The sequence below is a fragment of the Saccharibacillus sacchari genome (assembly GCF_037722395.1).
In the GTDB taxonomy this organism is placed as follows: Bacteria; Bacillota; Bacilli; order Paenibacillales; family Paenibacillaceae; genus Saccharibacillus; species Saccharibacillus sacchari_A.
This window is the reverse complement of the sequence record NZ_JBBKAR010000045.1, coordinates 248,753-274,064: the sequence shown is the minus strand read 5'-3', so window position 1 is coordinate 274,064 and position 25,312 is coordinate 248,753. Positions and strand designations below refer to the sequence as shown.

General features: G+C 56.0%; 24 protein-coding genes and 1 riboswitch. Of the genes, 12 read left to right on the top strand and 12 right to left on the bottom strand.

From position 1 onward, the window contains the following. Positions 1-18 precede the first annotated feature (18 nt). The 6 genes from WKI47_RS17960 to WKI47_RS17935 form a co-directional block, all read right to left on the bottom strand. Positions 19-840, bottom strand: coding sequence for an ABC transporter ATP-binding protein (locus WKI47_RS17960; RefSeq protein WP_340228543.1), 822 nt, complete (start codon positions 838-840; stop codon positions 19-21). After that, positions 840-1,898 (bottom strand): FecCD family ABC transporter permease, encoded by a 1,059-nt coding sequence (locus WKI47_RS17955; protein ID WP_340228542.1) that lies wholly within the window; start codon positions 1,896-1,898, stop codon positions 840-842. Before WKI47_RS17955 ends, WKI47_RS17960 begins: the two co-directional genes overlap by 1 nt. Next, entirely contained in the window at positions 1,895-2,935 is a 1,041-nt protein-coding gene (locus tag WKI47_RS17950; RefSeq protein WP_340228541.1) for an iron ABC transporter permease, read from the bottom strand. The genes WKI47_RS17955 and WKI47_RS17950 overlap by 4 nt, the downstream gene beginning before the upstream one ends. A 5-nt stretch (positions 2,936-2,940) precedes the next feature. Next, complete coding sequence (locus WKI47_RS17945) at positions 2,941-4,062, bottom strand: iron-siderophore ABC transporter substrate-binding protein (RefSeq protein WP_340228540.1); 1,122 nt, start codon at positions 4,060-4,062, stop codon at positions 2,941-2,943. Between the two features lie 309 nt (positions 4,063-4,371). Continuing rightward, positions 4,372-6,075, bottom strand: a complete 1,704-nt coding sequence (locus WKI47_RS17940) for a methyl-accepting chemotaxis protein (protein WP_340228539.1) — start codon at positions 6,073-6,075, stop codon at positions 4,372-4,374. A 195-nt stretch (positions 6,076-6,270) separates the two neighbouring features. Then, on the bottom strand, positions 6,271-7,578 hold the full coding sequence (locus WKI47_RS17935) for an ATP-binding protein (protein WP_340228538.1): 1,308 nt from the start codon (positions 7,576-7,578) through the stop codon (positions 6,271-6,273). Between the two features lie 313 nt (positions 7,579-7,891). After that, a riboswitch (TPP riboswitch) is annotated at positions 7,892-8,002 on the top strand. A gap of 79 nt (positions 8,003-8,081) precedes the next feature. Between WKI47_RS17935 and WKI47_RS17930 the strand changes: the two genes are divergently transcribed. The 5 genes from WKI47_RS17930 to WKI47_RS17910 all read left to right on the top strand — a co-directional run bounded on the left by WKI47_RS17930 (position 8,082) and on the right by WKI47_RS17910 (position 12,364). Further along, the gene (locus WKI47_RS17930) at positions 8,082-9,131 is read left to right on the top strand and encodes a ThiF family adenylyltransferase (protein ID WP_340228537.1); all 1,050 of its coding nucleotides are present in this window, start codon (positions 8,082-8,084) and stop codon (positions 9,129-9,131) included. A gap of 37 nt (positions 9,132-9,168) precedes the next feature. Beyond that, positions 9,169-9,798 carry a thiamine phosphate synthase gene (gene thiE, locus WKI47_RS17925; RefSeq protein WP_340228561.1) on the top strand — a complete coding sequence of 210 codons (630 nt, stop codon included), beginning with the start codon at positions 9,169-9,171 and terminating at the stop codon, positions 9,796-9,798. 3 nt (positions 9,799-9,801) lie between these two features. Then, the gene (gene thiS / locus WKI47_RS17920; protein WP_340228536.1) at positions 9,802-10,002 is read left to right on the top strand and encodes a sulfur carrier protein ThiS; all 201 of its coding nucleotides are present in this window, start codon (positions 9,802-9,804) and stop codon (positions 10,000-10,002) included. 5 nt (positions 10,003-10,007) lie between these two features. Then, positions 10,008-10,850: a thiazole synthase gene (locus WKI47_RS17915; RefSeq protein ID WP_340228535.1), complete on the top strand. Its 843-nt coding sequence runs from the start codon at positions 10,008-10,010 to the stop codon at positions 10,848-10,850. 179 nt (positions 10,851-11,029) lie between these two features. Then, positions 11,030-12,364 carry an FAD-dependent oxidoreductase gene (locus tag WKI47_RS17910; protein WP_340228534.1) on the top strand — a complete coding sequence of 445 codons (1,335 nt, stop codon included), beginning with the start codon at positions 11,030-11,032 and terminating at the stop codon, positions 12,362-12,364. A gap of 401 nt (positions 12,365-12,765) precedes the next feature. Here WKI47_RS17910 and WKI47_RS17905 read toward each other — a convergent pair whose 3' ends face one another. Next, positions 12,766-12,948, bottom strand: coding sequence for a hypothetical protein (locus tag WKI47_RS17905; protein ID WP_340228533.1), 183 nt, complete (start codon positions 12,946-12,948; stop codon positions 12,766-12,768). A 164-nt stretch (positions 12,949-13,112) separates the two neighbouring features. On the opposite strand from WKI47_RS17905, the gene WKI47_RS17900 reads away from it, so the two are divergent. From WKI47_RS17900 to WKI47_RS17890, 3 genes are all read left to right on the top strand, one after another. Continuing rightward, positions 13,113-13,805 (top strand): response regulator transcription factor, encoded by a 693-nt coding sequence (locus WKI47_RS17900; protein WP_340228532.1) that lies wholly within the window; start codon positions 13,113-13,115, stop codon positions 13,803-13,805. After that, positions 13,798-14,913, top strand: coding sequence for a HAMP domain-containing sensor histidine kinase (locus WKI47_RS17895; protein WP_340228531.1), 1,116 nt, complete (start codon positions 13,798-13,800; stop codon positions 14,911-14,913). Before WKI47_RS17900 ends, WKI47_RS17895 begins: the two co-directional genes overlap by 8 nt. Positions 14,914-15,430: 517 nt before the next feature. Continuing rightward, positions 15,431-16,294, top strand: coding sequence for a M15 family metallopeptidase (locus tag WKI47_RS17890; RefSeq protein ID WP_340228530.1), 864 nt, complete (start codon positions 15,431-15,433; stop codon positions 16,292-16,294). Between the two features lie 29 nt (positions 16,295-16,323). Here WKI47_RS17890 and nadA read toward each other — a convergent pair whose 3' ends face one another. From nadA to nadB, 3 genes are read right to left on the bottom strand one after another with little or no spacing between them, the layout of a single operon-like run. Continuing rightward, complete coding sequence (nadA, locus tag WKI47_RS17885; RefSeq protein ID WP_340228529.1) at positions 16,324-17,430, bottom strand: quinolinate synthase NadA; 1,107 nt, start codon at positions 17,428-17,430, stop codon at positions 16,324-16,326. Between the two features lie 8 nt (positions 17,431-17,438). Beyond that, positions 17,439-18,299, bottom strand: a complete 861-nt coding sequence (nadC, locus tag WKI47_RS17880) for a carboxylating nicotinate-nucleotide diphosphorylase (RefSeq protein ID WP_340228527.1) — start codon at positions 18,297-18,299, stop codon at positions 17,439-17,441. Continuing rightward, positions 18,281-19,939 carry an L-aspartate oxidase gene (nadB, locus tag WKI47_RS17875; RefSeq protein WP_340228526.1) on the bottom strand — a complete coding sequence of 553 codons (1,659 nt, stop codon included), beginning with the start codon at positions 19,937-19,939 and terminating at the stop codon, positions 18,281-18,283. The genes nadC and nadB overlap by 19 nt, the downstream gene beginning before the upstream one ends. 136 nt (positions 19,940-20,075) lie before the next feature. Here nadB and WKI47_RS17870 point away from each other — a divergent pair, with 136 nt between their 5' ends. Continuing rightward, positions 20,076-21,218, top strand: a complete 1,143-nt coding sequence (locus WKI47_RS17870; RefSeq protein ID WP_340228525.1) for an IscS subfamily cysteine desulfurase — start codon at positions 20,076-20,078, stop codon at positions 21,216-21,218. 21 nt (positions 21,219-21,239) lie between these two features. Further along, positions 21,240-21,770, top strand: a complete 531-nt coding sequence (locus tag WKI47_RS17865; protein ID WP_340228524.1) for a transcription repressor NadR — start codon at positions 21,240-21,242, stop codon at positions 21,768-21,770. Between the two features lie 34 nt (positions 21,771-21,804). Here WKI47_RS17865 and WKI47_RS17860 read toward each other — a convergent pair whose 3' ends face one another. After that, positions 21,805-22,257, bottom strand: a complete 453-nt coding sequence (locus tag WKI47_RS17860) for a VOC family protein (protein ID WP_340228523.1) — start codon at positions 22,255-22,257, stop codon at positions 21,805-21,807. A 169-nt stretch (positions 22,258-22,426) separates the two neighbouring features. Here WKI47_RS17860 and WKI47_RS17855 point away from each other — a divergent pair, with 169 nt between their 5' ends. Beyond that, the gene (locus WKI47_RS17855) at positions 22,427-22,864 is read left to right on the top strand and encodes an Lrp/AsnC family transcriptional regulator (protein ID WP_340228522.1); all 438 of its coding nucleotides are present in this window, start codon (positions 22,427-22,429) and stop codon (positions 22,862-22,864) included. Between the two features lie 42 nt (positions 22,865-22,906). Beyond that, a complete protein-coding gene (locus WKI47_RS17850) occupies positions 22,907-23,896 on the top strand; it encodes a Gfo/Idh/MocA family oxidoreductase (RefSeq protein WP_340228521.1) in 990 nt (329 codons plus the stop codon). A gap of 360 nt (positions 23,897-24,256) precedes the next feature. On the opposite strand, the gene WKI47_RS17845 is transcribed toward WKI47_RS17850, so the two are convergent. Beyond that, positions 24,257-25,198 (bottom strand): NAD(P)H-binding protein, encoded by a 942-nt coding sequence (locus WKI47_RS17845; RefSeq protein ID WP_340228520.1) that lies wholly within the window; start codon positions 25,196-25,198, stop codon positions 24,257-24,259. Positions 25,199-25,312: the final 114 nt, after the last annotated feature.

The window sequence follows — 25,312 nt, the reverse complement described above, 5'->3', positions numbered from 1 at the left end:
TTGGCATATTGCGAGCAATCAGTTTGAGAAAACGATCTCTTCACTCGCGTGATAGCGCCCTTTGGGCACAATCATCGGGGAGCCGGAGACGGGGTCGGGGATGACGGCGCAGTCGAGGCCGAATACGTTTTTGACCCGTTCGCTGGTAATGACCTCGGCGGGTGTGCCTTCGGCGATCAGGCGGCCTTCTTGCAGCGCGAAGATGTGATCGGCGTAGCGCGCGGACAGGTTGATGTCGTGCAGCACCATGACGATCGTTGTGCCGTGCTTGCGGTTCAGATCGGTCAGCAGGTCGAGAATTTCGACTTGATACGTGATATCGAGGAACGTGGTCGGTTCGTCGAGGAACAGGATATCGGTCTGCTGGGCCATCGCCATGGCGATCCAGACGCGTTGGCGTTGGCCGCCGGACAGTTCGTCGATATTATGGTTGGCGAACTCGGTAATGTCCATCATGTCCATCGCTTCGGCCACGGCTTCGTAATCTTTTTTCGACCAGCCGCCGAGCAGCGATTGATGCGGGAAGCGTCCGCGCCCGACCAGATCGGCGACGGAGATGCCTTCCGGCACGATCGGGGACTGCGGTAGCAGGCCGATGATGCGGGCAAGCTGCTTGGACGGATAACGCGCGATCGGCTTGCCGTCCAGCGTGATATTGCCGGAGGTCGGCTTGATCAGACGGGCAAGCGCCTTAAGCAGCGTGGACTTGCCGCAGCCGTTGGAACCGACGATCACGCTGATTTGATTGCTGGGAATGGTGAGATCCACTCCGTTGATAACCGTTTTGTTTTCATAACCGGCAACGACCTGCTCGGCTTTGAACGTATGATTGGGCTTCATCACAATTCTCCCTTCTGGTTCATGCGGACGAGCAGGAAGATCAAGTACGGCGCTCCGAGCAATCCGGTAATGACCCCTACGGGGAATCGGGTTACGAAAGCGAACTGTCCGACCAGATCGGCGGCGAGGACGAGATTGATCCCGACCAGACCGGCCGGAATCAGATTATACGAACCGTTTCCGACCAGTCGTTTGGCAATCGGTCCGGCCAGGAACGAGACGAACGCGATCGGCCCGGTCGTCGCGGTGGCGATGGCGACGATGAATACCGCCGCGACGATCAGGGCGATCCGGGTCTTGTCCGTGCTGACCCCGAGCGAAGAAGCCGATTGTTCGCCCAGTTCCAGCACATGCAGATGCTTGCCGAGAACCATCAGGATCGGCGTACAGATCAGGACGATCAGCACCAGCGGCGGCAATTCGTTCATTTTGGAACCGTTCAAGCTGCCGGACAACCATTGAATCGCGGACGGGACGTCCTTTTCCGAGCTGATCAGCAGCAGATAAGAGATGACCGCGTCCAGCATGGCCTGAATCCCGATCCCGATCAGGATCAGCCGGCCGATCGAGAAGATTTTGCCGCGGGACAATACGTAAATGACGACGACGGTCAGCAAACCCGCGATGACCGCCGCGACCGACGTGAACGCGTTGCTGGCTTGCAGCACCGTCAAGCAGAATACAGCGGCGGCGCTGGAACCGGACGTGATGCCGATAACGTTCGGATTCGCCAGCGGATTGCGCAGCAGCGTCTGGAAGGTGTATCCGGCTATGCCGAAAGCGAATCCGGCGAACAGTCCGGCCAGCATTCTCGGCAGCCGCAATGTGCTGACGGCAAAAGACACGCCTTTGATCTGCTCGCCGGACAAGGCGCGAAGCACCTGATCGAGCGGGTAGATCGTATTGCCGAGCATCAGCATGGCGCAGCAGAGCGCCACGGCGAGCAAAGCCATGATGCCGGTGACAAGCATCCAGCGGCGTTGCCGATGGCGGCGTCCTTCGCGAATGAAGGCGATGGAAGAGGAAACGTTATCGAGATGGGGGGTTGTCATGGTCATAGGGAACGCACCTTTGCCCGCATAGCGAGAATAATAAGAATCGGAGCTCCGACGAAAGCGGTCACCACGCCAACTTCAAGCTCTCCCGGACTGCCGATCAAGCGTCCGGCAATATCCGATATGGTGAGAATGACCGCTCCGGCTACAGCCGACAGCGGAATGACGAAGCGTAGATCCGGCCCTACCAGAAGCCGAACCAGATGCGTGGACAATAGGCCGATAAATCCGATCGGGCCAGCCAACGCGGTTGCGGCTCCGCACAAGATGACGCCGGCCAGAGCCGCGACCAGACGCAGCGTGCCTGTTTTGACGCCCAATCCTTTGGCGGCTTCATCGCCGAGCGCCAACGCATTAAGCGCCGGGGAGGTCAGGAACCCGATCAATAAGCCGACGAGCAGGAACGGAATGAATGTTGTGACGCTTCCCCAGGTTCCCGCGCCTACACTGCCCACTTGCCAGAACCGGAACTGGTCCATGACATGCGAACGGGGAATCAGGATAGCCGTTACCAGCGAGGAGAGGGCTGCGCTGGTCGCAGCTCCGGCCAGTACAAGCTTGATCGGTGTTGCGCCGCCGCGCCCGAGTGAGCCGATGCCGAAAACGAATACCGCAGTGATGGCGGCGCCGAGCATCGCGAGCCAGATATATTGATTTGCTGTTGTCATACCGAAAAAGGCCATGCCGCACACCACGAACAAGGAAGCTCCTGTATTTACGCCCAATATGCTGGGGTCGGCAATCGGGTTGCGGGTCACAGCCTGCATCAGCGAGCCGGATACGCCAAGTGCCGCTCCGCAGAACAGACTGAATACCGTACGGGAGATCCGTTTGCGAATGATGTTCGCCTCGTAGGTATCCACCTCGGGGCGAAACAAACCGTCGATCAAATCATGAAACGGCACTGACCGCGAGCCGAATGCCAGAGAGGCGAGTATACTCGCCCCCAGCAAAACCAGGCTTACAATCAGTACCGTATAGAAATGCTTCGGAATGTGCGGGCTCGGACGTCGACCGTTCGAGACCGTAACATTGCTCATCGGTCTTATTGAACCTTGTCGGCAGCAGCGCCGAGCAATGTCATGTAATCGTCAATCGTGTAAGCGATCGACAGCGGAGTCGGCGTGCCTGCGGCAACCAGCGGAGTATCCGATGCGATAAACGCTACAGAACCTCTTTCGATCGCCGGAATTTTGCCGATCAGCGGATCGGCTTTGAGCGCTTCGTACAGCGCGTCGTCGCCGTAGCCGACGATGATGTCGACATCGTTCAGCGCTTGCGCGTTTTCGGCGCTCAGTTCCAGCGAGTAGCTGGTCGGGTCCGTGATCAGGGAAGTGATGCTTTCCGGATACGTCAGGCCCATTTCTTCCAGGAACGATACGCGGGTATCGACCGGCGTGTAGATATGCAGCTTGGACAGATCGTCAGCCGAGAAGTTTACCCAAGCGATTTTTTTGTCTTTGAGCTGTGGGTATTCGGCGAATTTGTCGCTGATCAGCTTTTCCGTATCCTGGATCAACTGTTCGCCTTCGGCTTTCATGCCCATGCCTTCAGCCGTCAGTTGAATCTGTTCGCGCCATTTCGTTGTCCACGGCGACGTTGGGTAAGCCACGACCGGAGCGATTTCGCTCAGCGTGTCGTAGTCTTCTTGCGTGATGCCCGAGTAAGCGGCCAGGATCACATCCGGGTTCGCGTCGGAGATCGCTTCGAAGTCCAGGCCGTCTGTGTCTTGGAACACGTTCGGGTCTGTTGCGCCCAGTTCGTCAAGTTTCGCTTTCGTCCAAGGCAGCAGACCGTTGTCTTCTTCGCTTACGCCGAAGTTGGCAGCAGAGAAACCGTCCGGTACGACGCCGAGTGCGAGTACAACGTCTTGGTTGCCCCATTGGATCGTTACGATGCGCTCCGGTTTTTTCTCCAGAACAGCTTCGCCCAATGCTGTCTTGATCGTAACCGGGTATTGAGCGGCATCCGCCTCGGCAGCCGGTTCTTCAGCGTCCGTAGCTTCTGTCGTAGTTGTGTCAGTAGCAGGAGCGGTTTCGGTTGTAGCCGAATCTGTGCTCGCCGGTGTTTCTGTCGAAGCGTTGTTTGCCGCGCCGCAGCCGACAAGTGCCAAGATCAGGATCAGCGAGACGATGCTAAGCAGTGAAAATTTTCTTTTTGCGTTCATGATGGTCCCCTCTCTAAATCGTGAAGCGTATTTGGTAATGCCGTCAATCCAAAATGAATAAAAATACAGCAAAGCGGATATCGCTAAACATGATAATGATTATCAACTTCATTTAATATATCGACTACCTTGATGAAATGTCAACGAAAACTTTACAAAAAATTGGGTGCATCAGTATGTATTTTCATAAAAATCGGGCATAATCATCGGGAAAACCTTCAGGTTGCATAGGTAGATGGGAGGGATAAAAAAAGAAACTCCTGTGAGAAATCCAGGAGTTTCGCATCACTGTAGCGATCATCAAGAGCTTTAGATTTTGAACGTGCCGACAACGCTATGCAGATTTTCTGCCAGATGGGACAAAGCGGCCGAAGAAGACGAGATTTCTTCCATCGAAGCAAGCTGCTGCTCGGCAGCGGCGGCGACATTTTGCGAATGGTCGGACGTCTCGCCTGCAATATGCAGAATGCCGGATAGGTTGGAGGAAGCATTTTGTACACGGGAAGAAACATCTTGCGTAGCCGAAGACATCCGATCCACCCGGCCGGTGAGTGTGTTCATCAGTTCCAGAATTTCTTTGAAGTTGGTTTGCGTGCGTCTCACGACCTCAAGTCCGGCTTGAACTTCCGTTCCCACTTGCTCGATCGATTGGTTGGAACGCTCCATATCCGTTTGGATCTCATGGATCAGTCCCGAGATTTGGGCGGAAGACTGTTGGGATTGCTCAGCCAGCTTACGAACTTCGTCTGCGACAACGGCGAACCCTTTGCCATGTTCGCCGGCTCTGGCCGCTTCGATCGCCGCATTCAGTGCCAGTAGATTGGTTTGCGAAGCAATCGAAGAGATGAATTGCGAGATTTCTTCGATTTCTTTGGAACGGCCATCCAACGATTGAATGACTCTGCCGCTTTCGTGAACGGAGCGGTCGATCTGTTGAATCTGAACGACCGTCTCATCCACCAGGCGATCGCCTTCGGAGGCTTTGTGGATGGTCTGGTCGCTGACGTTCAGTACCGTTATTGCATTGTCCGAGATGGAGCGTACCCCGGCGACGACTTCGTCCAGCGCGGAGTTGCTATCGTTCAGGCGGTGTGCCGATTTTTCCGCGCCCTGAGCAACATCTTGAATGGACATCGCAATCGTCTCGGTAGCCAGGCTGCTCTGCTCCGCGCTTGCGGACAGTTCTTCGGAGGACGCGGCAACCTGCTGGGAGGTATCGATAACTTCATTGAATAGCTTACGCAGATTGCCGGTCATATCGTTGAAGCTGTCTGCGAGCGTAGTGAGTTCATCGCCCGACTTGTCAGTTACAGGGTGCGTGAAATCTCCTTCGCCAGCCAGCTTAAGCGAGGCCGCGACAGCGCCAAGACGTTTTCTGATCCGGCGCGTAAACAGCAATACGGCTGTTGTCGATACGATCAGTACACCTGCCAAGACGATGATGAACAGGGTGAAAAAGTCAGACAGAATCTTCTCGATGATACTCTGCGGAGCACCGACGTAAAAGATACCGATCACTTGACCGTCTGCGCCGAGAATAGGCATGTAGGCGGACTGATACGTATTTCCTGCGACATTGGCTTCGCCTGTGTAGAATTCGCCACGATCCAGAACGGCTTGCTTCACGGTGTCGGATACTTTTGTACCGACCGCGCGACTGCCGTTTACCTGAACGTTGGTCGCAACGCGCGTGTCGCCCTGAAAGATCGTCACCGTGCCGCCGCTGTCTGCGCCAATGGAGTCTACCAGATCGAAGTTTTCGTTCATTAAAGTCGTACCTTTGTATAGTTTCCCGTCAGTCACGGCCCAGTCCCCCGGATTCGCGCTATCGATATACCGGTAGGCCAGCGCCAAATCCCCTTTGGCTTTTTCGACCGCGAATTGTTTGATTCCCTTGCTGACCTGCTGTTGCACGAGAAGACCCACGATGCCGGAGAACAAAATCATGAAGACGAGGAACATCAGATTTATCTTTGTACCTAACTTCAATTTCATACGTAGTTTTTCGCGCACGATTCCATAGCTCCTTATCCGGTAGCTTGCCTTGAGATAAGCTACAAGGTTTGTGCTTGTTATATCGGTGAAATTTTAAGTTTTTGAAGAGAATTCGACAAAAATTCGACAAAAAAAAGGCCTTTTAACATATGTTAAAAGGCCTTTTATCCTCTTGTGTAAAGTTAAACGTTTCGATTTGATCTCGTACCTTTTTCAATGACCCCAGGCCGCTTCCGGCAAAGCCATCGGCAGATTGAACGCGAAGCAGGTCCCGGACGACGAAGAACTCTCTAATCGAAGTTTGCCGCCCATAAGTTCGACAAGCTGCTTGCAAATGGATAACCCCAAGCCTGTGCCGCCGTAGCGGTTCACATAATTGGCGGTATGCAGCTGCGTAAAGGCCTGGAAGAGTTGGGATTGTTTGTCGGGTGCGATGCCGCTGCCCGTATCCGTGACGGTAAAGTTGAGGTAAGCGCCGTCCGAACCGGTAATCGAAGTCTGTTCGCCGGAGTGCTTGAGTTTGACTTCCGATAAAGGTTCGCATGAAGCTTCGCGGTTCGAAGAAACATAAGCTTCGATACGGATTTCGCCGGCTTCCGTGAATTTGAGCGCGTTGGAAAGCAGGTTAATCATGATTTGCCGTATTTTGTTTTCGTCCCCGATCCATAGATCCGGCACGCTGAAAGGCACGATTTCGTGCAGCTCGACGTTTTTCCGTCCGGCTTCGACGCGGAACAGCTGAGTCACGTCGAACAGACAGCCTCTTAACGAAAAAGGCTCGCGCAGCACTTCCATTTTGCCCGAGTCCAGCTTCGAGTAGTCCAGAATCTGATTGAGGATGGTGATCAAGGAAGTTCCGCTGGAGTGGATCAGGCTCAGATAGCGGGATTGCGTATCCGTCAGCGGCGTCGCTTGAAGCATCTCGCCCATATTCAAAATCGCGTTCATCGGCGTACGGATCTCGTGACTCAGGATCGCGAGCAGATTCGTTTTTTCTTCCATCGTCTTCTGACGTTCTTCCTCGGCGGCGCGCCATAACCGGTAGGTTTGATCCAACTCAAGCATATTTTCGAAAAAGGCGGCCAGCGATTGCAGCATCTCCACGTCATGGGCTTGATACGCATAAAATTGGTCGTCAAAAGCGCACAGTGAGCCAAAAATCTGCCCGTCCGCGTTCTTGATCGTGACGCCCATGAACGAGCATCCGCCGACGAACGGCGTCACATCCATATCCCGGGTCAGCGGGTGGGTCAGATTATTGTCGATGATCAGCGGTTCCGGGCCGTTCTCCGTCACCAGATGGCAGTAGGAGTCGGTGTGATCGATGACCAAGCCTTCCTGCAAAATGACCGCGCTGCGGTTAATCGTATTCAGCACTTTCGTTTCGGCTTCGTCGCTGAGCGCGATGCAGAACGTATTGGCCGGAATGGACTTGCTGGCCGTATCCACGATCTGCGCGGCGGAAGCATATAATTTCTCGGACAAAACGTCCATGACATCGACATAACTCGTTTTAAGCAAGAAAGGCACCTCCAAAAAATAAACATTCCGAACAGACATCGTATAGAAAAAGGGAACGGTAAGCCCAGGTTATCACGAATTTTAAGCAAATAGGCGCAGCGATCAGAAGGAATAATGAATCATGTATAATATCTGAGGTTTAGATTCAGTAATATGAGTAGTTTATCCAGGTTTTTGGCTATATCTCGTAATAAACCGAGGTTACATCCCGTTAAACAGGCAAGGCGGCAAAGTCTTTCCGAAAAAGGAAGACGAGATTTTCGCGCGTTGTCGTTGCTATTTCCTATTCTCTTCGCTATGCTAGTTCCAAACCGAATAAGAATGCGGGTGCTGGATGAAGTCCGGCTGAGATGGAGACCTTGTGTGTCCGGACCGTTAATCTGATCCAGGTAATGCTGGCGTAGAGAACCTCATTCGAATTGTTCAAGCCATTCGTGTATTCTCGAATGGCTTTTTTGCATATTCGTAGAGAAAGCGGGCATCTGGAAACAAGGAGAACAGCGATGACTAACCGTGTAACGAACGAGGAAAAAAGTACCGAACAAGCAGAACGCTACTCCAGGCAGACATTGTTCGCTCCGATCGGCCAAAAAGGTCAGCGGAAGCTTGCCGGCAGCGCCGTTTGCATCGTGGGCATGGGCGCGCTTGGCACCGTGCTGGCGAGCCATATGGTACGCGCGGGAGTCGGCCGGGTCCGTCTCGTTGACCGGGATTACGTAGAGCGCAGCAATTTGCAACGGCAGATGCTGTACGACGAGGACGATGCCGCGCAGTCTCTCCCCAAAGTGGTAGCGGCCGGGAACAAGCTGAGGAAAATCAATTCGGACGTGAAGCTGGAAAAAGCTTTTGTCGATGTCACGCCCGGCAACGTGGAACGTTTGTTGGAAAATATGGATCTCGTGTTGGACGGAACGGATAATTTTCAGACGCGATTTTTGTTGAATGATGCCTGCTACAGTTCCGGAATTCCTTTGATCTACGGAGGGGCGGTCGGTTCGCGGGGAATGAGCGCCGTATTCGTTCCCGGAAGCACGCCGTGCCTGCGCTGCTTGATCCCGTCAGCCGACTCCGGCGGGGAAACATGCGACACGGTAGGCGTGATCTCGCCGACCGTCGATATTGTCGCGTCGTATCAATCGGTCGAAGCGCTCAAGCTTCTGGTCGGAGATACGCAGTCGCGGCGGGAGACGCTGCTGTCATTCGATATATGGAACAATCATGGGCATGAGTTGAAGCCGGTTCCGGCCAAGGCGGATTGTCCTTGCTGCGGTCTGAAAACGTATCCGGCGCTGCGGCGCGAAGAAGAAACGTTGCTGTCGCTATGCGGGCGGGAATCGATCCAGATTGCGGGGCACGCGCCGTTCGATCTGAGCCTGTGGGCGGAAAAGCTCGCTCCGGCGACCCGCAAGGTGAAAGCCAATCCGTATCTGGTTCGCGCCGAATTGAACGAAGGCGGGAGGCTTGTGCTGTTCGAAGACGGGCGGGTGCTGGTGCAGGGGACGGACGATCCGGTTCGCGCACGCAGCCTGTATGCGAGGTATATCGGAAACTGACGGACCGTCAACCCACAAACAAAGGAGAGATTTAATGATGAAAGAGTTCAGATTATACGCGATCACCGGAGAAAATTTTCATCCGCGCCGCGAACTGACAGAAGTGATGGAGCAGGCGATTTTGGGAGGCGCGGATATCATTCAGTTCCGGGATAAGCATAGCGGCCCGGAGGAGCGGCTTGCCAAAGCAAGAGCGCTGCGGGAGTTGACCCGGCGGTACGGCGTTCCTTTGATCATCAACGACCATGTGCAATTGGCGCTTGAAGTCGATGCGGACGGCATTCATCTGGGGCAGGGCGATCTGTCGCTGACCGAAGCGCGGCGAATCGTGGGCAACAAGATCATCGGCATTTCCACGCACGCTATCGAAGAAGCGCTGGCCGCGCAAAAGCAGGGAGCGGATTATATCGGCGCCGGTCCGGTGTATGCGACGCAGACGAAGCTGGACGCGGTAGCTCCGGTCGGGCTGGATTATATCCGCGAAGTATCGCGCCGGATTCGGATTCCGTTCGTGGCGATCGGCGGGATCAAGCTTCATAATGCGGACGAGGTGATCGAAGCCGGTGCGACGAGACTGTGCGCGATCAGCGAGATCGTCGGCAGCGAAGATCCCGCCGGCGCGTGCCGGGCTTTTATCGACAAGCTGGAGCAAAAGGAGCGTGGATAGCGGATGGTCGAATTGACGATTAACGGCAGCCGGAAAGAATTGGATGCCGATACGCTGTCGGATGTAGTCGGTCTGCTCGGCCTGAACGGCCGTCCGGTCGTGGCCGAGCTGAACGGGGAAGTCGTCGCGGCGGAAAAATGGGCAAAGACAACAGTGGCAAGCGGAATGACGATCGAGTTGGTTCATTTTGTGGGAGGAGGCTGAAGAGTATGCGATTTGAAAACAAAAGCGATGCAACAGTAAGCGATGCGAGAGGGAACGGGGTTTCCCGGATCACGCAGGACACGTGGCGGGTCGGAAGCACTGAGATGACGTCGCGCTTTTTCCTCGGCACCGGACTGTTTCCGAATCCGTTCGTGCAAAACGAAGCGATTGCCGCCTCCGGCGCGGAAGTGCTGACGTTTGCGATCCGGCGCGTGGATCTGGAGTCGGCGGAAGACGATTCGATCCTTCAGCACTTGGAACCGGGGAAGTTTCGGTTTTTGCCGAATACGTCGGGTTCGCGTACGGCGGAAGAAGCCGTGCGTATCGCAAGATTGGCGCGGGCATCGGGACTTAGCGATTGGATCAAAGTCGAGATCAGCGCGGACGGGCGAACGCTGCTGCCCGATCCGATCGAGACGCTGCGGGCGACGGATATATTGGTCCGGGAAGGCTTTACGGTGCTGCCCTACATCTCGGACGACCCGGTGATCTGCCGTAAGCTGGAAGAAGCGGGCGCGGCGGCGATCATGCCTGGCGGCGCACCGATCGGAACCGGATTGGGTATCCTTAATCCATACAATATCGGGCTGATCGTCGAAGAAGCGAACGTACCCGTGATCGTCGATGCGGGGCTGGGTACGGCAAGCGACGCGGCGCTGGCGATGGAGCTTGGCGCGGCCGCGATTCTGATGAACACTCCCGTTGCCAAAGCTCAAGACCCGGTCGGCATGGCGCTCGCGATGAAGCTGGCGATCGAAGGCGGGAGGTTGGCTTATTTGTCGGGGCGGATGGGGAAAAAGAAATATGCTTCCGCGAGCAGCCGGTTTGACGGTTTCAAAGTGAATTAGTACTCTGTACCACCTCAAACAATGGGTTTACGCCTGTCCGAAACGCACAGGGGTCTAGTGCGTTTCGGACAGGCGTAACCTTACCTTTGTCTGGTACAGAGTATTAGGCGCGAAAAAACAAGCGGATCAGTCGGGGCATTCCGTCGGACTTTGAAGCTTGAAAAAGGGGAGACAGGCGCATGAACGAGTCTTTTATCGTGCTGGGCGGAGGGATCATAGGCTTGTCTTGCGCGTTGGAGCTGCGGCTGCGCGGCGCCGACGTGACGGTGCTGGAAGCCGGGGAATGCGGCGGACAGGCTTCCGGGGCGGCGGCCGGGATGCTGGCGCCGTATTCGGAAAATCCGGAATATCCGGACGAATTTTTCCGGCTTTGCCGGGAAAGCCTGGAGCTGTATGCGCAGTGGCAGCGCAGGGTCCGGGAATTGTCCGGCCTGGATTTCGAGTACACGAAGTGCGGCAGCCTGTGCGTCGCCTATCACGAAGCGGATCTGCTGGCGCTGGAAAGCCGGCTGCGCTGGCAGCGGGAACACGGTTCGAGCGGCGAGATTTTGCGCGGCGCGGAGCTGTTCGCGGCGGAGCCGGGGCTGTCGCGCGAAGCGGTGGCGGCGCTGCGCACGCCGGAGGAGAGCCATATTTACGCGCCGGACTTCGTCGAAGCGCTTAAAGTCGCCTGCTTGAAGGCGGGGGTTGTTGTGCGGGAGCGGCTCGGCGAGCTTGAGCCGACGGAGTGGGAACGCGGGGTGGAAGTGCGCGGGGGCAGCGGGTTCGATGCGGAAAGGCACGAAGAGGCGCTTGCGCCGGAAGCATCGAGCGTGCGTGAGCGGCCAGCCGGGTACAGGCCGGATGTCGCAAGCGGGAAAAGCGGTTCCGTCGAGGCGGGCGGCTGGCGCGAAGGGCAGGCTTTGGCTTCGAGCGCGCGGAGCCGGTCGGGCCAAGCCGTGTTCCGTGCGGACCGGCTGGTGGTCTGCACCGGGGCTTGGGCCGGGAAGCTGTCCGGCCCATTGGGGCTTCGCCTGCCCGTGCAGCCGATACGCGGGCAGATCTGCGCCTATGAATGGGGCGCCGGAGAGCAAGATCATGTGCCGGTACGGCATATGATCTTCGGCAGCCAGGGCTACCTGGTGCAAAAAGCGAACGGGACATTGGTTTGCGGCGCGTCCGAAGACGTCGCGGGCTTTGATACAAGCGTTACCGAGCGCGGCATCTCGCGCCTGCTGCGCTGGAACAAGCGGGTGCTGCCCGCGCTTGAGCAGGCGCAGCCGTTTCACCGCTGGGCGGGACTGCGCCCGGCGACGCTCGACGGCCGCCCGCTGATCGGGCGGCTGGAACGCGCAGAGCGCGTGATCTTCGCTGCGGGACATTACCGCAACGGCATTCTGCTCAGTCCCGTGACCGCGAAGATGGTCGCGGACTGCGCCGAAGGCTATGCGCCGCAGCCGTGGCATGCGGCGTTTCGGCCGGAACGGTTCGGCGCCTTCGCCGCAGACGCCGGAGCAGGACTTGGCTTGCGTTGACGCGGTTCAAGCTTAACGGCGAAGGCATGCCGCGAGCCTGTTTCGGGCATCCAAGCAGGCTCGCGGCATCGCTACTTTTCAACTTCTCCACCTACTTTGGCATCCGGCATGTCTATGCAACAGCCCCAATCGAACCAGATCACTGCGCTGATTGATCCGCCTGTACCGCTATGAGTGTAGGGAAATATCGCAGATTAAGTGCAAATGTGCAACTATTTTGCTTTTGTTTTTGGCGAAAATCGAAATAAGTGCGTATATACATTTAATTGGAGTAAGAGAGAGATATAATCAGTAAATAGGAGTAATTAAGTGTATATTCGCATTTATTTTAGAAAAAAAGCTGAATTCGAAGAAAATAAGTGTATATCTGTACTTATTCGTTTACCATTCTTGCTTTTTGCTCAGTCGCGGCGAGGACCATTAATCCAGATCGCCCAGATCGCCCAGATCGCCCAGATCGCCCAGATCGCCCAGATCGCCCAGATCGCCCAGATCGCCCAGATCGCCCAGATCGCCCAGATCGCCCAGATCGCCCAGCCCAACACCTCATTTCGATGCGGTTGGTTGGTGTCGAATTTGCGCATCTTTTCTATCCACTCCTTTTCCGCGTAAAATGAATAGAGGCCGCTCCGGTACTTTCAGCGATGAAAGGTCCCGGCCGCTTTCGCGGCACGCGAGTGCTTTTACCCAAATTCATGGCCCGGGGACGTGGGTTCCGCGCGGCTTTTATACAAGGAGAGAACACACAATGAAAGGTGCCACGATTCTAATCGCGGACGACGAGAAAGAAATCGCCGATCTGGTCGCGTTGCATTTGGAAAAGGAAGGGTATCGGACGCTGACGACGCAGGACGGGCGGGAAGCCGTGCGGATCGTGCAGTCGCAGCAGGTCGATCTGGTTATTTTGGATATCATGATGCCGCATATGGACGGGTACGAGGTGACGCGGCAGATTCGGGAGCAGCACCGGATGCCGATCATTTTTCTTAGCGCCAAAACGTCGGACCTCGACAAAATCACGGGGCTGGTGATCGGCGCGGACGATTATATGACCAAGCCGTTCAACCCGATGGAGCTGGTCGCCCGGGTGAACGCGCAGATTCGCCGTTCGACGCAGTTGAATGTACCGGAAAAACGCAGCTCCGTGCTCGAAGTCAACGGACTGACGATCGACCCGGAGCAGCGCGAAGTGAAGGTATACGGTAAAGTAGTCGAGCTGACGCCGAAAGAATTCGACATCCTCCATCTGCTCGCCAGCCATCCGAAAAAAGTCTTCAGCGCCGAAAATATTTTCCGCCATGTGTGGGAAGACGACTATTTCGAGAGCGGCAATACGGTGATGGTCCATATCCGCACGTTGCGCCGCAAGCTGGGAGAGGACGTCGAGAAAAACAAATGGATCAAGACCGTGTGGGGCGTCGGGTACGCGTTCAATGGCTAGGCTGACAAGCAGTTTCCGGATGCGGATGATTCTGTTACTGGGCTTGAGCATGCTGTTGTCCGGCGGCGTCACGTTCCTGATCTACAAACTTCTTCAGCTCTACTACGTGGAAAATGCCAAGCTCGGCGACGCGATGGCCCAATTCCGCAAAGTGGTCCGGGATTTCGGCGACCTGAACTTCTTCCTGATCTTTTTCGTGCCGCTGGCAATCCTGTTCTTTTTCCTGCTGACCAAGCCGTATTCCCGGTATTTCCGCGAGATATCGACAGGCATCCATCGGCTGGCGAACGGGGATTTCGAAGGGAAAGTGCGGATCGAATCGAACGACGAGTTCGGCAGCATCGCGGCAGACATGAACGCGGCGGGCGACAAACTCAAAAAAGCGGTAGAGCGCGGCGACTTCGCCGAAAGCAGCAAAGACCAGCTCGTGCTGAATCTCGCCCATGATCTGCGTACGCCGCTGACGTCCGTGCTCGGTTATCTGGACGTCATTTTGCGCAGCGACGAGCTGACGCCGGAGCAGATCAAGCATTACACCACGATCGCTTTTACCAAGTCGAAAAGGCTGGAGCGTCTGGTCGACGAATTGTTCGAGATTACGCGGATGAATTACGGCATGCTGACGCTCGATACGCAGACGCTGGATCTCGGCGAGCTATTGGTGCAGATGAACGAAGAACTATATCCGGTATTCGAGCAAAACGGACTGACCGCCCGAACCGATATCCAGCCGGACGTAATCATTCAAGGCGATGGCGAGTTGCTGGCGCGGGTGTTCGAAAATCTGTTGATCAATGCGGCGCGTTACGGGGAAGACGGCCAGCATATCGATATCGCTTGTCGGATCGAGGCCGGAGAAGCCGTCGTGACGGTCACGAATTACGGCGACTCGATCCCGGAGCATGAGCTGCCGCATCTGTTCGAGATGTTCTACACCGGGGACCGCGCACGGGTGCAAAGTCATCAGGGCGGCGGTACGGGACTGGGACTGTTTATTGCCAAAAATATCGTGGAACGCCATAAAGGCAAGATTTCCGCGCAAAGCGACGTCGTGCGGACTTCGTTCGAAGTTCGCTTACCTAGTACTCTGTATCACCTCAAACAGTAGGTTTACGCTTGGCCGAGATTCCGTGTACGAAGTCTCCGACGGAACCGCACGTGGGTCTAGTGCGTTTCGGACGAGCGTAACCGTACCTTCATTTGATACAGAGTACGAGCAGTTTGCCTATGGACGATCGCAATATGTAGCCCAGACCCGGAACGGCGTGGCGGTAGACGGGTGCGGATCGCGTGCGGCATCGAACCTCCGCGCAATCTGCCTAGGGCGTGTCTTCAAACCTGCCAATGTGCATCTTTTGCCGCCTTTTCGTCCTCTGCGGATATCGACTTGAAGCGTGTCGCTATCCACCAATGGCTTCGTCACTTTCCCTTGATGTGCCCCGGCACGCCTTCGAAAAAGTTCCTTGCCGAGAACGAAAATTCGTCCAAATCTGCTTCCATCGAGGTTTGAAGACACGCCCTAGCCGACCCCCCGTTTTAAGAAAAACTTTAGGTTCGTGCGTGCTTTTTCTTAAACGTCTTCTTCTATGGTTAAGGGAGAAGAGGGATGGGGAGGATTTAGTCGCATGAAAAAGTGGGGGTTCACTACGCTGATTATCATATTGCTGTTGATCATTGCCGTATCCAAGCTGGTGGAGCAAAGGAGCGGTTCGGCAGAGTCGGCGGACGGACTGATTCAGGAGATTGCGCTGCGGAGCAGCGGCCAATCGTTGCAGGTCATGGAGGAGCAGCTGTATACGGGGGATCTGCTGCTGGTGAATAGCGATTCGCCGATCCGGCCGCAAGGGACGCAGCCGGACGTGACGGAGCTGTTCGGCCATTCGGAGTTGACGGGGCCGGCGTCGCTGCTCGAGCGCGATATTCGGCTGTCGCGCGGGGTAGCGTTGAAATTCGTGGTCATGGTGGATGCGGCCGCGAATGAAGGGATCGAGCATTTTATGATCAGCAGCGGGTATCGGGACGAACTGGAACAAAGCCGGTTGTATAAGGAAAAAGGTTCCGATTACGCGCTCCCGCCCGGCTACAGCGAGCATCATCTGGGCTTGGCGCTGGATATCGGTTCGACGGAAGGCCCGATGGCCGAAGCGAAGGAAGGTAAGTGGCTGGAGAAAAACGCGGCCCGCTACGGCTTCGTGTTACGCTATCCGGCGGATAAAACGGAGATTACGGGCATCTCGTTCGAGCCGTGGCATTTTCGTTACGTCGGTTTGCCGCACAGCGTGTTGATGAAGAAAAACAATTGGGTGCTGGAAGAATATCTGGACATGTTGGAGGAAAAAGAAGCGATCTCCACGACCGTGAACGGCCAAAAGTACGAGGTCTGCTATTACGCGCCCGAACGTCTGTCCGAGTTGAAAATACCAAAAGGCCGCGACTATGCCCTGTCAGGCGATAACCGCGGCGGCTTGATCCTAACCCTGTATCCGTAATTTTGTATCCGCTGATCGGAAAAGGGGCGTCACACGTGCTCGAACATGCGTTCAAGCGCGCTTTTGGCGTCTTCGGCGATCTCGCCCGGCACTTGGATAATGCCGATCGGTTCGCCGCGGTCGATACATTCCAGCGACCAGAGCAGATGCGGCAGATCGATCCGGTTCATGGTCAGGCACGGGCACAGATCCGGGTTGAGCGAGACGATCTGCTGCTCCGGGTGCTGCGCGGCAAGGCGGCGAACCAGATTCATTTCCGTGCCGACCGACCATTTGCTGCCGGGAGGCGCTTCGTTGATCCGGTCGATGATGTATTTGGTGGAACCGGCATCGTCGGCCGCGATCACCACGTCATGCGTGCATTCCGGATGGACGATCACGCGGACTTCCGGGTCGAGACGCTTGGTTTCTTCGATCTGCGCGACGGTGAATTTCTCGTGTACCGAGCAGTGTCCTTTCCATAACAGGATACGGATGTCTTCCGGGTCCCGGTCGGTGAGCAGACGCTGCGCATACGGGTCCCACACCGCCATCTCGTCCAGCGGAATGCCGAGCTGGAACGCCGTATTGCGCCCCAAATGCTGATCCGGCAGAAACAGGATGCGTTTGCGCTGCTTGAGCGCCCAAGCGATGACTTGCCGGGCATTGGACGAGGTGACGGTCGCGCCGCCGTGACGTCCCACGAACGCTTTGATCTCGGCGGTGGAATTGACGTACGTAAGCGGCAAAATGCTATCTCCGACTTGCTCGGTCAGCAGGCGCCAGGCGATCTCGGTCTGGGCCATATTCGCCATGTCCGCCATCGAACAGCCTGCGCGCATATCGGGCAAAATGACTTTTTGCTGCGGCTGGGTAAGGATATCGCACGTTTCGGCCATAAAATGCACGCCGCAAAACACGATATGGCGCGCTTGGGTGTTTTGGGCGGACAGACGCGCCAGCTCCAGCGAATCTCCGGTCATATCGGCAAACCGGATCACTTCGTCGCGCTGGTAATGGTGTCCGGGAATAAGCAGCTCGTCGCCGTGCTTTTGCTTGATTTCCCGGACCCGACGCTCCATTTCCTCTGTCGGGAGTTCGCGGTACGCGGGCGGCATCATAGGATACTGCGGCATGACTTCATTGAATATCGACATCTGTTTTCCTACCTTTCTGCGCTTTGCATGCGTTCGTGACTGGCTACGATGTCCATGCTGATATCCAGGCTGGACACCGAATGGGTTAAAAATCCGAGCGAGATATAATGCACGCCTGTGCCTTTATAGGCGTGCAGCGTGCGCATATCGATACCGCCGGAAGCTTCCGTGACGATCTGCGGCGGCGTTATTTTTGCAAAATGCCTGACCGTATCGGGATCGCAGTTGTCGAACATGATGATGTCCGGGCCTGCGGCAATCGCTTCGCGAAGTTGCTCTTCGTCCTCGATCTCGACCTCGATTTTGACCATATGCCCGTGTTTGGCTTTCGCTTTGGCGACGGCGGCCGTAATCGAGCCTTCCGCGGCGATATGGTTGTCTTTGATCATGATGCCGTCGTACAAGCCGAACCGGTGGTTGTAGCCGCCGCCGGCCGTGACCGCGTATTTTTCCAGCATGCGCAGTCCCGGCGTCGTTTTGCGGGTATCGCAGACGCGAATGGTCGGGTCGTTCAGCGTCTCGACGGCGTTGCGTGTCGCCGTGGCGATACCCGACATGCGCTGAAGCAGATTCAAGACCACGCGCTCGCCCGTCAGCAGAATCGAAGGGTTGCCCGACAGCGTGGCGATCGGCTCGCCGTATGCGATAGAGTCGCCGTCTTTTTTTAACAGAGAAACGCGCACCTGACCATCCAGCAGGGAACAGGCTTCGACAATCACATCGACCCCGGCCACGATCCCGTCTTGCTTGGCATAAATGACCGCCTGCTGATTGTCACGGTCCGAGATCAGTTGCGCGCTCAGATCCCCGCTGCCGATATCTTCCATATAAAACCGTTCCAACATTTTTCTTAACGCGATACGCTGCATGCTTCGGTTGTCCTTTCGTTATGCAAAATGGGGGCAGTCGACCGGATATGCGTGACCGTGCGTCCCGACCACTGCGAATCGAGGCGCGTCGGATAATCGGCCCGATAATGCGCGCCGCGGCTTTCCGTGCGCAGTAGCGCCGAAGCCACGACCAGACGGGCGAGCTGCCAGAGTCGGGCCAATTCCGCTTGTTCCCGGGTGAGGTCCGATAGCGGTACTTCTTCGCTAGGCAGATCGTTCAGCCAGTGTTCCAACTGCTTCAGTCCTTCGGCATGGCGCACGATCGAAGCGTGCCGGCTCATCTGCCGCTGAAGCTCGGGTAGCGTGGTATGCGGCACCGTCCATGCAAGATTTCCGATTGTCGGCGTAGAGCCGGGAGCATCGGAGTTGCAGGTTAGCAGATCATGGGGGTCGCTACTTTCGTTGCTTACCGAATCGCTGGATAGGTCAGGCTCACGGCTTATCGCACCGTTACGTAGCGAATGGTCAAAGCCGTGCCGCGCCGCCCGTTGCCCCAGAACCAGTGCTTCAAGCAGCGAGTTGCTGGCCAGACGGTTCGCGCCGTGCAGACCGGTGCAGGCCGCTTCGCCAATCGCGTACAATCCGGGAACCGCGGTGCAGCCGTGCGTATCGACCTTGATTCCGCCCATCATGAAGTGCATGCCCGGCACGACCGGGATTTTTTGCGCTTCAAGTTCGATGCCCGCTTTGTTCAAAATGCCCGTGATCGTCGGAAAACGCTCCGTGAAGTTCGCGCAATCGCGGATATCCAGATGCACGTCATGTCCGCTCTGGATCTGTTCGTGAATCGCCCGGGCGACGATATCGCGCGGAGCCAGATCGCCGAGCGGATGCTTGCCGTCCATGATCGCGAGGCCGCTTTCATCGCGCAGCACCCCGCCTTCTCCCCGTACCGCTTCGGAAATCAGGCCGTAGGTTGTGCCCTTTTTCACCAATAAGGTCGGATGAAACTGCATGAATTCCAGATCGCACAATTCCGCTCCCGCTTCGTAGGCGAGCATCAGGCCGTCTCCCGTAATGCCGGCATCGCCGCTGTGGTTGGCATAGAGACTTCCGCAGCCGCCGCTGGCGATGATGACGGAATCGGCGTGGAACGTAGCCAATTTCCCTTCGTGCCGCGCAATCACTCCAGTGCAGCGCCCTTTTTCCACGATCAGTTTCAAAACATGGGTGTGCTCCAGAATCGAGACGTCACCCGGAATGCTTGCAAGCAGATGCTCGGTCAATATGCGTCCCGTAGCGTCGCCGCCCGCGTGGAAGATCCGGTTGAACGAATGGGCGCCTTCCAGACCGAGCCGGATTTGCTGCTGCGCGTCGCGATCGAAAGGAAAGCCGTTTTCCGCCAAACGATGTACGTATGCGCTGCCTTCCGCCAACAGATCGGCTACGACAGCGACATCGGTATGGCCGTCTCCGGCCGTTAACGTGTCTTCGATATGCGAAGCCACGGAATCTTGCGGCAAATGAACGGCGGCAATGCCGCCTTGAGCCAGCATGGAGTTGCCGCTGCGCACGGAAGCTTTGGTGAGAAGCCGAACAGAGCAGCCTTCCGGCAAAGACGCGATCAGCGAAAGGGCTGCCGCTCCGGCTCCGATGACGATTACAGATGGCTTGGGCAAGATCGATCCACTCTCTTCTTCAGAATGTTTACAAATTAACGTACAGGTGTCTTGACACCTATATTTACACAAACATAAACTAAACTCAAGTGTAACGACAACATTGGCCGGATTTATGCCGGAAAAGGAGTTTGAGATGATTTATTTGGATTACGCCGCGTCTTCGCCCCTGTGCGAGGAAGCTTTGCAAACTTTAATGACGATGAGCCGGGACGTATACGCCAACGCGAGCAGTTTGCATGACGGAGGCGGACAAGCCGCGCATATTTTGGAACGAAGCCGGGCGTTTGTCGCCGGATTGATCGGGGGAGAGCCGGACAGGCTGTTTTTCACGAGCGGAGGCACCGAATCGAATCTGCTGGCCATCCAGGGATTGGCACGAAGCTTGCCTGCGGAGCGCAGGCATGTGCTGGTTTCGGCGCTGGAGCACCATTCGGTCAAGCTGGCCGCAAACGGGTTGGTCGAGCTGGGATACGAAGTCGAGCTGATCTGGCCGGATGCCCGGGGGCGGATCACGCCGGAGCGGATCGAGCCGCTGCTGCGACCGGATACCGGATTGGTGTCGGTGCAGCATGCGAACTCGGAAACGGGGCTGGTGCAGCCGTTGGCGGAGATCGGAACCTTTTTGCGCGAAAAGGGAATTTTGCTGCATACGGACGCGGTTCAATCGTTCGGAAAAATAGGATTTTCGGTCGACGAGCTGGGTGTGGACGCGTTGTCGATTTCGTCGCATAAAGTGCAGGGGCCGAAAGGCGTCGGCGCGGTTTATATTCGTCCCGGCGCGACTTATGCTTCGGTATACCCGGAATCCTTGCACGAAGGCGGCTTCCGTCCGGGAACGGTCAATGTGCCGGCGATTGCGGCTTTCGCTGCCTCCGCCGTGCATACATGCGGATTGATCGAGCAGCGGACGGAGCAATACGTGTCCCTTCGAACATACCTGACGGAACGTTTTCGCGAATATGAGCTGCCTGCTTATGTGGTCACGGATCGCCTGCCCGGAAACGAACGGAATATTTTGCCCCATATCGCCGGCTGCGCCGGGTTGGGCTACGAGGGCCAATATGTTATGCTGGAATGCAACCGTAAAGGGCTGTGCATCTCCACGGGCAGCGCCTGTTCCTCGGGTCATCAAGACATTCCCGATACCTTAACCGCACTCGGCCTGTCGGCGGGAGAAGGACATTCGTTTTTCCGCATTTCCTTCGGTCCGCATACGACGACGCAGCATTTGGATCGGCTGGTGCAGGCGTTGCATGAGCTTGCGCAAACCAAATAGAGAAGGGAGTCCCGCATCCCTATGGAAGAAATCAAATTAACGGGCGACCAGCGGCGGCAGAAGCTGCTGTCCTGGCTGCAAGAATCTTCGCCGCTGACCGGAAGCGAGCTGGCGCGCCGGGCGTCCGTATCCCGTCAGGTCATCGTTCAGGACATGACGCTGCTCAAAGCCAAAAACCATGCCATTCTGGCGACCAGCCAAGGCTATATTTATCTCACGGAAAACAAAGAGCCGCGATCCGAACGCATCATCGCCTGCAAGCATGATCCTTCCCGTACGGAAGAAGAACTGCTGCTCTTGGTGGATTACGGGGTCAGCGTCGACGACGTCATCATCGAGCATCCGGTGTACGGCCAGTTGACGGCGTTGATTCGCGTCAGCACGCGCAGCGAAGTCTACGAGTTTATCGAACGGATCACGGCGACCGGGGCCTCGTATTTGTCGGAACTGACGGACGGCATTCATCTGCATACGATCTCCGCGCCGGACGAAAGCCGATTGGATAAAGCCTGCGCCGCGCTGCAAAAAGCCGGGTTTTTGGTCGAGGACTGAAGATTGAACGCTGGGAGCGTCGGCGTACGGCGCTTCAGCTTTCTTTTCGCGTGAAGTCGGCAGCTTCCAAAAACTCGATCACTTCGCCGTTCGGACTATGCACGACAGCGTTGCGTACGGTCAGCGGCGGCTCGCCGAGCTGCATCGTGGCGGGCGCTACATAGGTTCTTGCCCCGTGGGCAAGAGCCTTTTCGTATGTTTCTTGAACATCGTCGACGTAAAAAGCCAAATGCAGCAGCGCGCCGTGAGCGATTTCGTCCGCTGCGCGAGCTTTTCGCCCTTGAGCCGGAATTTCCGCTTGCGGATCGAAAATTTCGAGACAAGTACGGCCGTCGGCGGAGACCAGCATCGTGGCTTGTTCCAGATTGAAGGCGGGAAGGCTCCAGTGATGTCCGAGGCGGAAATCGAGAACCTGGATATAAAATTCGAGCGTGGCTGCATAGTCTTGGGCTTGAATCGCCGCATGGGCAAGTCCGTGAACGGTCATAGGGATCGGCTCCTTTTATAAGTGGAATGTAGAATGAGTGAACAGGTTTAATTATAAAAATTCGACGGCGCGAAAAAAATCGGATAACGAAGGTCTTTGGCGTACAATAGGGAAGGAAAGTAAGGAATTCGGAAACAAAAGCTTTAGTTCGTGGAAACGGAGGATGAACATGAAAGGATTGCCGATCGACGATACGGACCGCCGCATTATGCAGTTGCTGCGCGAAAACGCGAGAATGACGATCGCGCAGATCGGCCGCGAGGTGTCGATGTCGCAGCCTTCGGTCAAAGAACGCATCGCGAAGCTCGAAGACAAAGGCATCCTGGGCGGTTACGCGGCGGTACTTGGGATGTCCGAGCTGCATCGCGGCACGACTGCTTTTGTGCTGTTGAACACGGAACGCTGCAAAGAGCTGGCGGATTTTTGCCTGGCTGCTTCGGAAGTGACGGATCTGCACCGGATCGGCGGGGACTTCAATTATTTGATTACGGTGCGTACGTCTTCGATCGAGGAACTGACGGCCTTTCAGGAACGGTTGGTCGTGTTCGGACCGTCGAAGCTGCATGTTAGTTTGAAAAAGATGCTGGAGAACCGGGTTTTATTTTGACCGGGTGATTTTTTGAATCGGAAACAGAAGGGACTTACAGGGATGAATACGATCAAACTGGCCGTGATCGGCCTCGGCAACATGGGACGCAACATGATTCACCGGCTTGTGCCGCGTTATGCGGAGCAGGTGGAATTGGTCGCGCTGTGCGACAGCGGCGAAGAGAATTTGCGGCGCGAAAGCGAGACCGTGATCGGCGCGCCGAAATTGTATACGGATTACCGGACGCTATTGGCGGAAACGGACGCGGATCTGGTGTATATCGCGGTTCCGCCGTCCATGCACTACGAAGCGGTAAAGCTGGCTTTCGAGCGGGGCATCCATATTTTTTGCGAAAAGCCGTTAGCGAACAGTCTGGAAGAAGCGAAAGAAATGGCGGAGTGGGCGAAAAAGTCGGATCGGTTGAATGTGGTCCATTTCTCGTTCCCGCTGGAACCGGCCGCATTGAAGTTTCGGGAGCTGATCGAGCAAGGCGTAGCCGGAGACATCGAACGCGCCGATCTGTATCTGGAGTTTCCGAGCTGGCCGAGAGCCTGGCAGCAGAACGATTGGATCGGCACGCGTCGCGAAGGCGGCTATCTGCTGGAAGTCGGCATTCATTGGATCAACATGATCCAGCAGACGTTCGGCCCGATCGTGGCGGTGCGCAGCGAAGTGGAATTCCCGGCTGACGAGAACTTGTGCGAGACGGTCGCGAAGGCGGTGCTGCGGTTGGATAGCGGGCTGGAGATTCACCTGTCCGGCACGGATCGTCGCGAAGGCGAAGAGCGCGTATCGCTGGTCGTTCAGGGATCGGAAGGAACGGTCGCATTGGAAAACTGGGGGAATTTGTTCGTCGGAACAGCGGGCGAAGAACCGCAAGCCGTCCCGGTGGATGCAGACGATGAAGAAGGCGCGCATCTACCGATTTTCGGACAGATTTTGCGGATTTTGAACGGGGAACAAGGGACGGTGTACGATTTCCGCGACGGGTACGAAGCACAGTTGGTGCTGGAAGCGCTGCGGAATCCCGACGGGAGCGGGATTTGTTGAAATAAGTGCACAAATACACTTATTTCGTCCGATTCGCTCCCGAATTTTCAAATAAGTACGTATATACACTTATTTGAAGAAAAAACGCGTAAAAGAGTAGAATACAGAGGAATTAAGTGCATATCTGCATCTATTCTCTCGAAATAGAAAAATACGAAGAAAATAAGTGTATATTCGCACTTATTCTCAAAAATCAAATTATGGATGGTCTGAATTTGAGCTTTTCGGGCTTAGCTTTTCCCGTTTGACGCGCTTGATGCGTATCCCTTGCTCCCCGCGCATCCCGCACTTGCGTGACTTTCTCGACAACTTAAGGCCGACGTTCCTTATGCGGAACGTCGGCCTTTTTCAACCTGTCTGTTACTGATCTTGCGAATGCCGTTCTCCGACCTGAAACTCGTCCGCGTGTTCGAACATATGCCGTACCGTCAACGCATCTTGCCCGGTTAGCTTTTTGAAATCATCCGTAAACGCGTCCATTTTGCCCATCCGGATCGCTTGGCCGAACGTGACCATGCCTTCAGACGAGAAAGGAGCTTCCGAGCCTTTCGCGAATACGCCGTCCGTCGTTCTCGGCACGCCCATTGCGTCGAATACGGCGTAGTTTTCTTCGTCCGTCGTTTCCTGATACGTGACCGCGCTGCCCGTGACCTCGTTGCCGATATGGATAAAGTCTGTCATTGTCATCAGCTCGGGACCGTTGATGTTCAATGTCGCTTGGCTGTAATCGGTGGAAGCCAGCGCATACGCGACGGCTTTGGCACAGTCTTTGCGCGAAATGTAGGCCATCTTGCCGTCGCCCTGGTTGTTTTTCAACACGCCGTCGCTTTTCGCGTACGTAAAGTAGTTGGTGACCATCGCTTCCGCGTACTGCGAGTTGCGCAGGAAGATGTAGTCCAATCCGGCGGCTTTGACATAATCTTCGGTGTACACATGGTCCAGCTTTTCCACGCTCGGATTCGTCTCGTCGGCCGCGTTCACCAGCGACGTGTACACGAGCTGCTTTACGCCCGCTTGTTTGGCCGCGTCCACGACATTGCGGTGCGCCGCCTGGCGTTTCTCGCCGACGAACGGCATGGAGATCAGCGCCACTTTTTCCGCCTTCGCGAAAGCTTCGGCCAATCCGTCGATATGATTGAAGTTGGTCACATGCGTCTCGATGCCCATCTCCGCGTATTTTTGCAGCGAAGCCGGATTGTATGCACAAAAGATCAGACGATCGCGATCCACCAGATTTACCAAATATTCAGCCGCTTGCCCGCCCAGATTACCGTCTACGCCTGTCAGCAAAAGTTTACCCATCTCCATCGTCACTCCTTCGGAATTTTCGCTTGCGGAACCGCTGGGGTTCTTATGAGTTCATGATATGTGAAAAAAATAACAAAGTCTAACGCGAAAACATAATGACCTATTGGA

Coding starts and splice junctions, on each gene's coding strand:
- nadC (WP_340228527.1), bottom strand. CDS start 18,299: ATGCAGCGTATCGCGTTAAGAAAAATGTTGGAACGGTTTTATATGGAA.
- WKI47_RS17950 (WP_340228541.1), bottom strand. CDS start 2,935: ATGAGCAATGTTACGGTCTCGAACGGTCGACGTCCGAGCCCGCACATT.
- WKI47_RS17955 (WP_340228542.1), bottom strand. CDS start 1,898: ATGACCATGACAACCCCCCATCTCGATAACGTTTCCTCTTCCATCGCC.
- WKI47_RS17905 (WP_340228533.1), bottom strand. CDS start 12,948: ATGCGCAAATTCGACACCAACCAACCGCATCGAAATGAGGTGTTGGGC.
- WKI47_RS17900 (WP_340228532.1), top strand. CDS start 13,113: ATGAAAGGTGCCACGATTCTAATCGCGGACGACGAGAAAGAAATCGCC.
- WKI47_RS17930 (WP_340228537.1), top strand. CDS start 8,082: ATGACTAACCGTGTAACGAACGAGGAAAAAAGTACCGAACAAGCAGAA.
- WKI47_RS17860 (WP_340228523.1), bottom strand. CDS start 22,257: ATGACCGTTCACGGACTTGCCCATGCGGCGATTCAAGCCCAAGACTAT.
- WKI47_RS17895 (WP_340228531.1), top strand. CDS start 13,798: ATGGCTAGGCTGACAAGCAGTTTCCGGATGCGGATGATTCTGTTACTG.
- thiE (WP_340228561.1), top strand. CDS start 9,169: ATGAAAGAGTTCAGATTATACGCGATCACCGGAGAAAATTTTCATCCG.
- WKI47_RS17960 (WP_340228543.1), bottom strand. CDS start 840: ATGAAGCCCAATCATACGTTCAAAGCCGAGCAGGTCGTTGCCGGTTAT.
- WKI47_RS17850 (WP_340228521.1), top strand. CDS start 22,907: ATGAATACGATCAAACTGGCCGTGATCGGCCTCGGCAACATGGGACGC.
- WKI47_RS17945 (WP_340228540.1), bottom strand. CDS start 4,062: ATGAACGCAAAAAGAAAATTTTCACTGCTTAGCATCGTCTCGCTGATC.
- WKI47_RS17910 (WP_340228534.1), top strand. CDS start 11,030: ATGAACGAGTCTTTTATCGTGCTGGGCGGAGGGATCATAGGCTTGTCT.
- WKI47_RS17865 (WP_340228524.1), top strand. CDS start 21,240: ATGGAAGAAATCAAATTAACGGGCGACCAGCGGCGGCAGAAGCTGCTG.
- WKI47_RS17845 (WP_340228520.1), bottom strand. CDS start 25,198: ATGGGTAAACTTTTGCTGACAGGCGTAGACGGTAATCTGGGCGGGCAA.
- WKI47_RS17855 (WP_340228522.1), top strand. CDS start 22,427: ATGAAAGGATTGCCGATCGACGATACGGACCGCCGCATTATGCAGTTG.
- WKI47_RS17890 (WP_340228530.1), top strand. CDS start 15,431: ATGAAAAAGTGGGGGTTCACTACGCTGATTATCATATTGCTGTTGATC.
- thiS (WP_340228536.1), top strand. CDS start 9,802: ATGGTCGAATTGACGATTAACGGCAGCCGGAAAGAATTGGATGCCGAT.
- nadA (WP_340228529.1), bottom strand. CDS start 17,430: ATGTCGATATTCAATGAAGTCATGCCGCAGTATCCTATGATGCCGCCC.
- WKI47_RS17915 (WP_340228535.1), top strand. CDS start 10,008: ATGCGATTTGAAAACAAAAGCGATGCAACAGTAAGCGATGCGAGAGGG.
- WKI47_RS17870 (WP_340228525.1), top strand. CDS start 20,076: ATGATTTATTTGGATTACGCCGCGTCTTCGCCCCTGTGCGAGGAAGCT.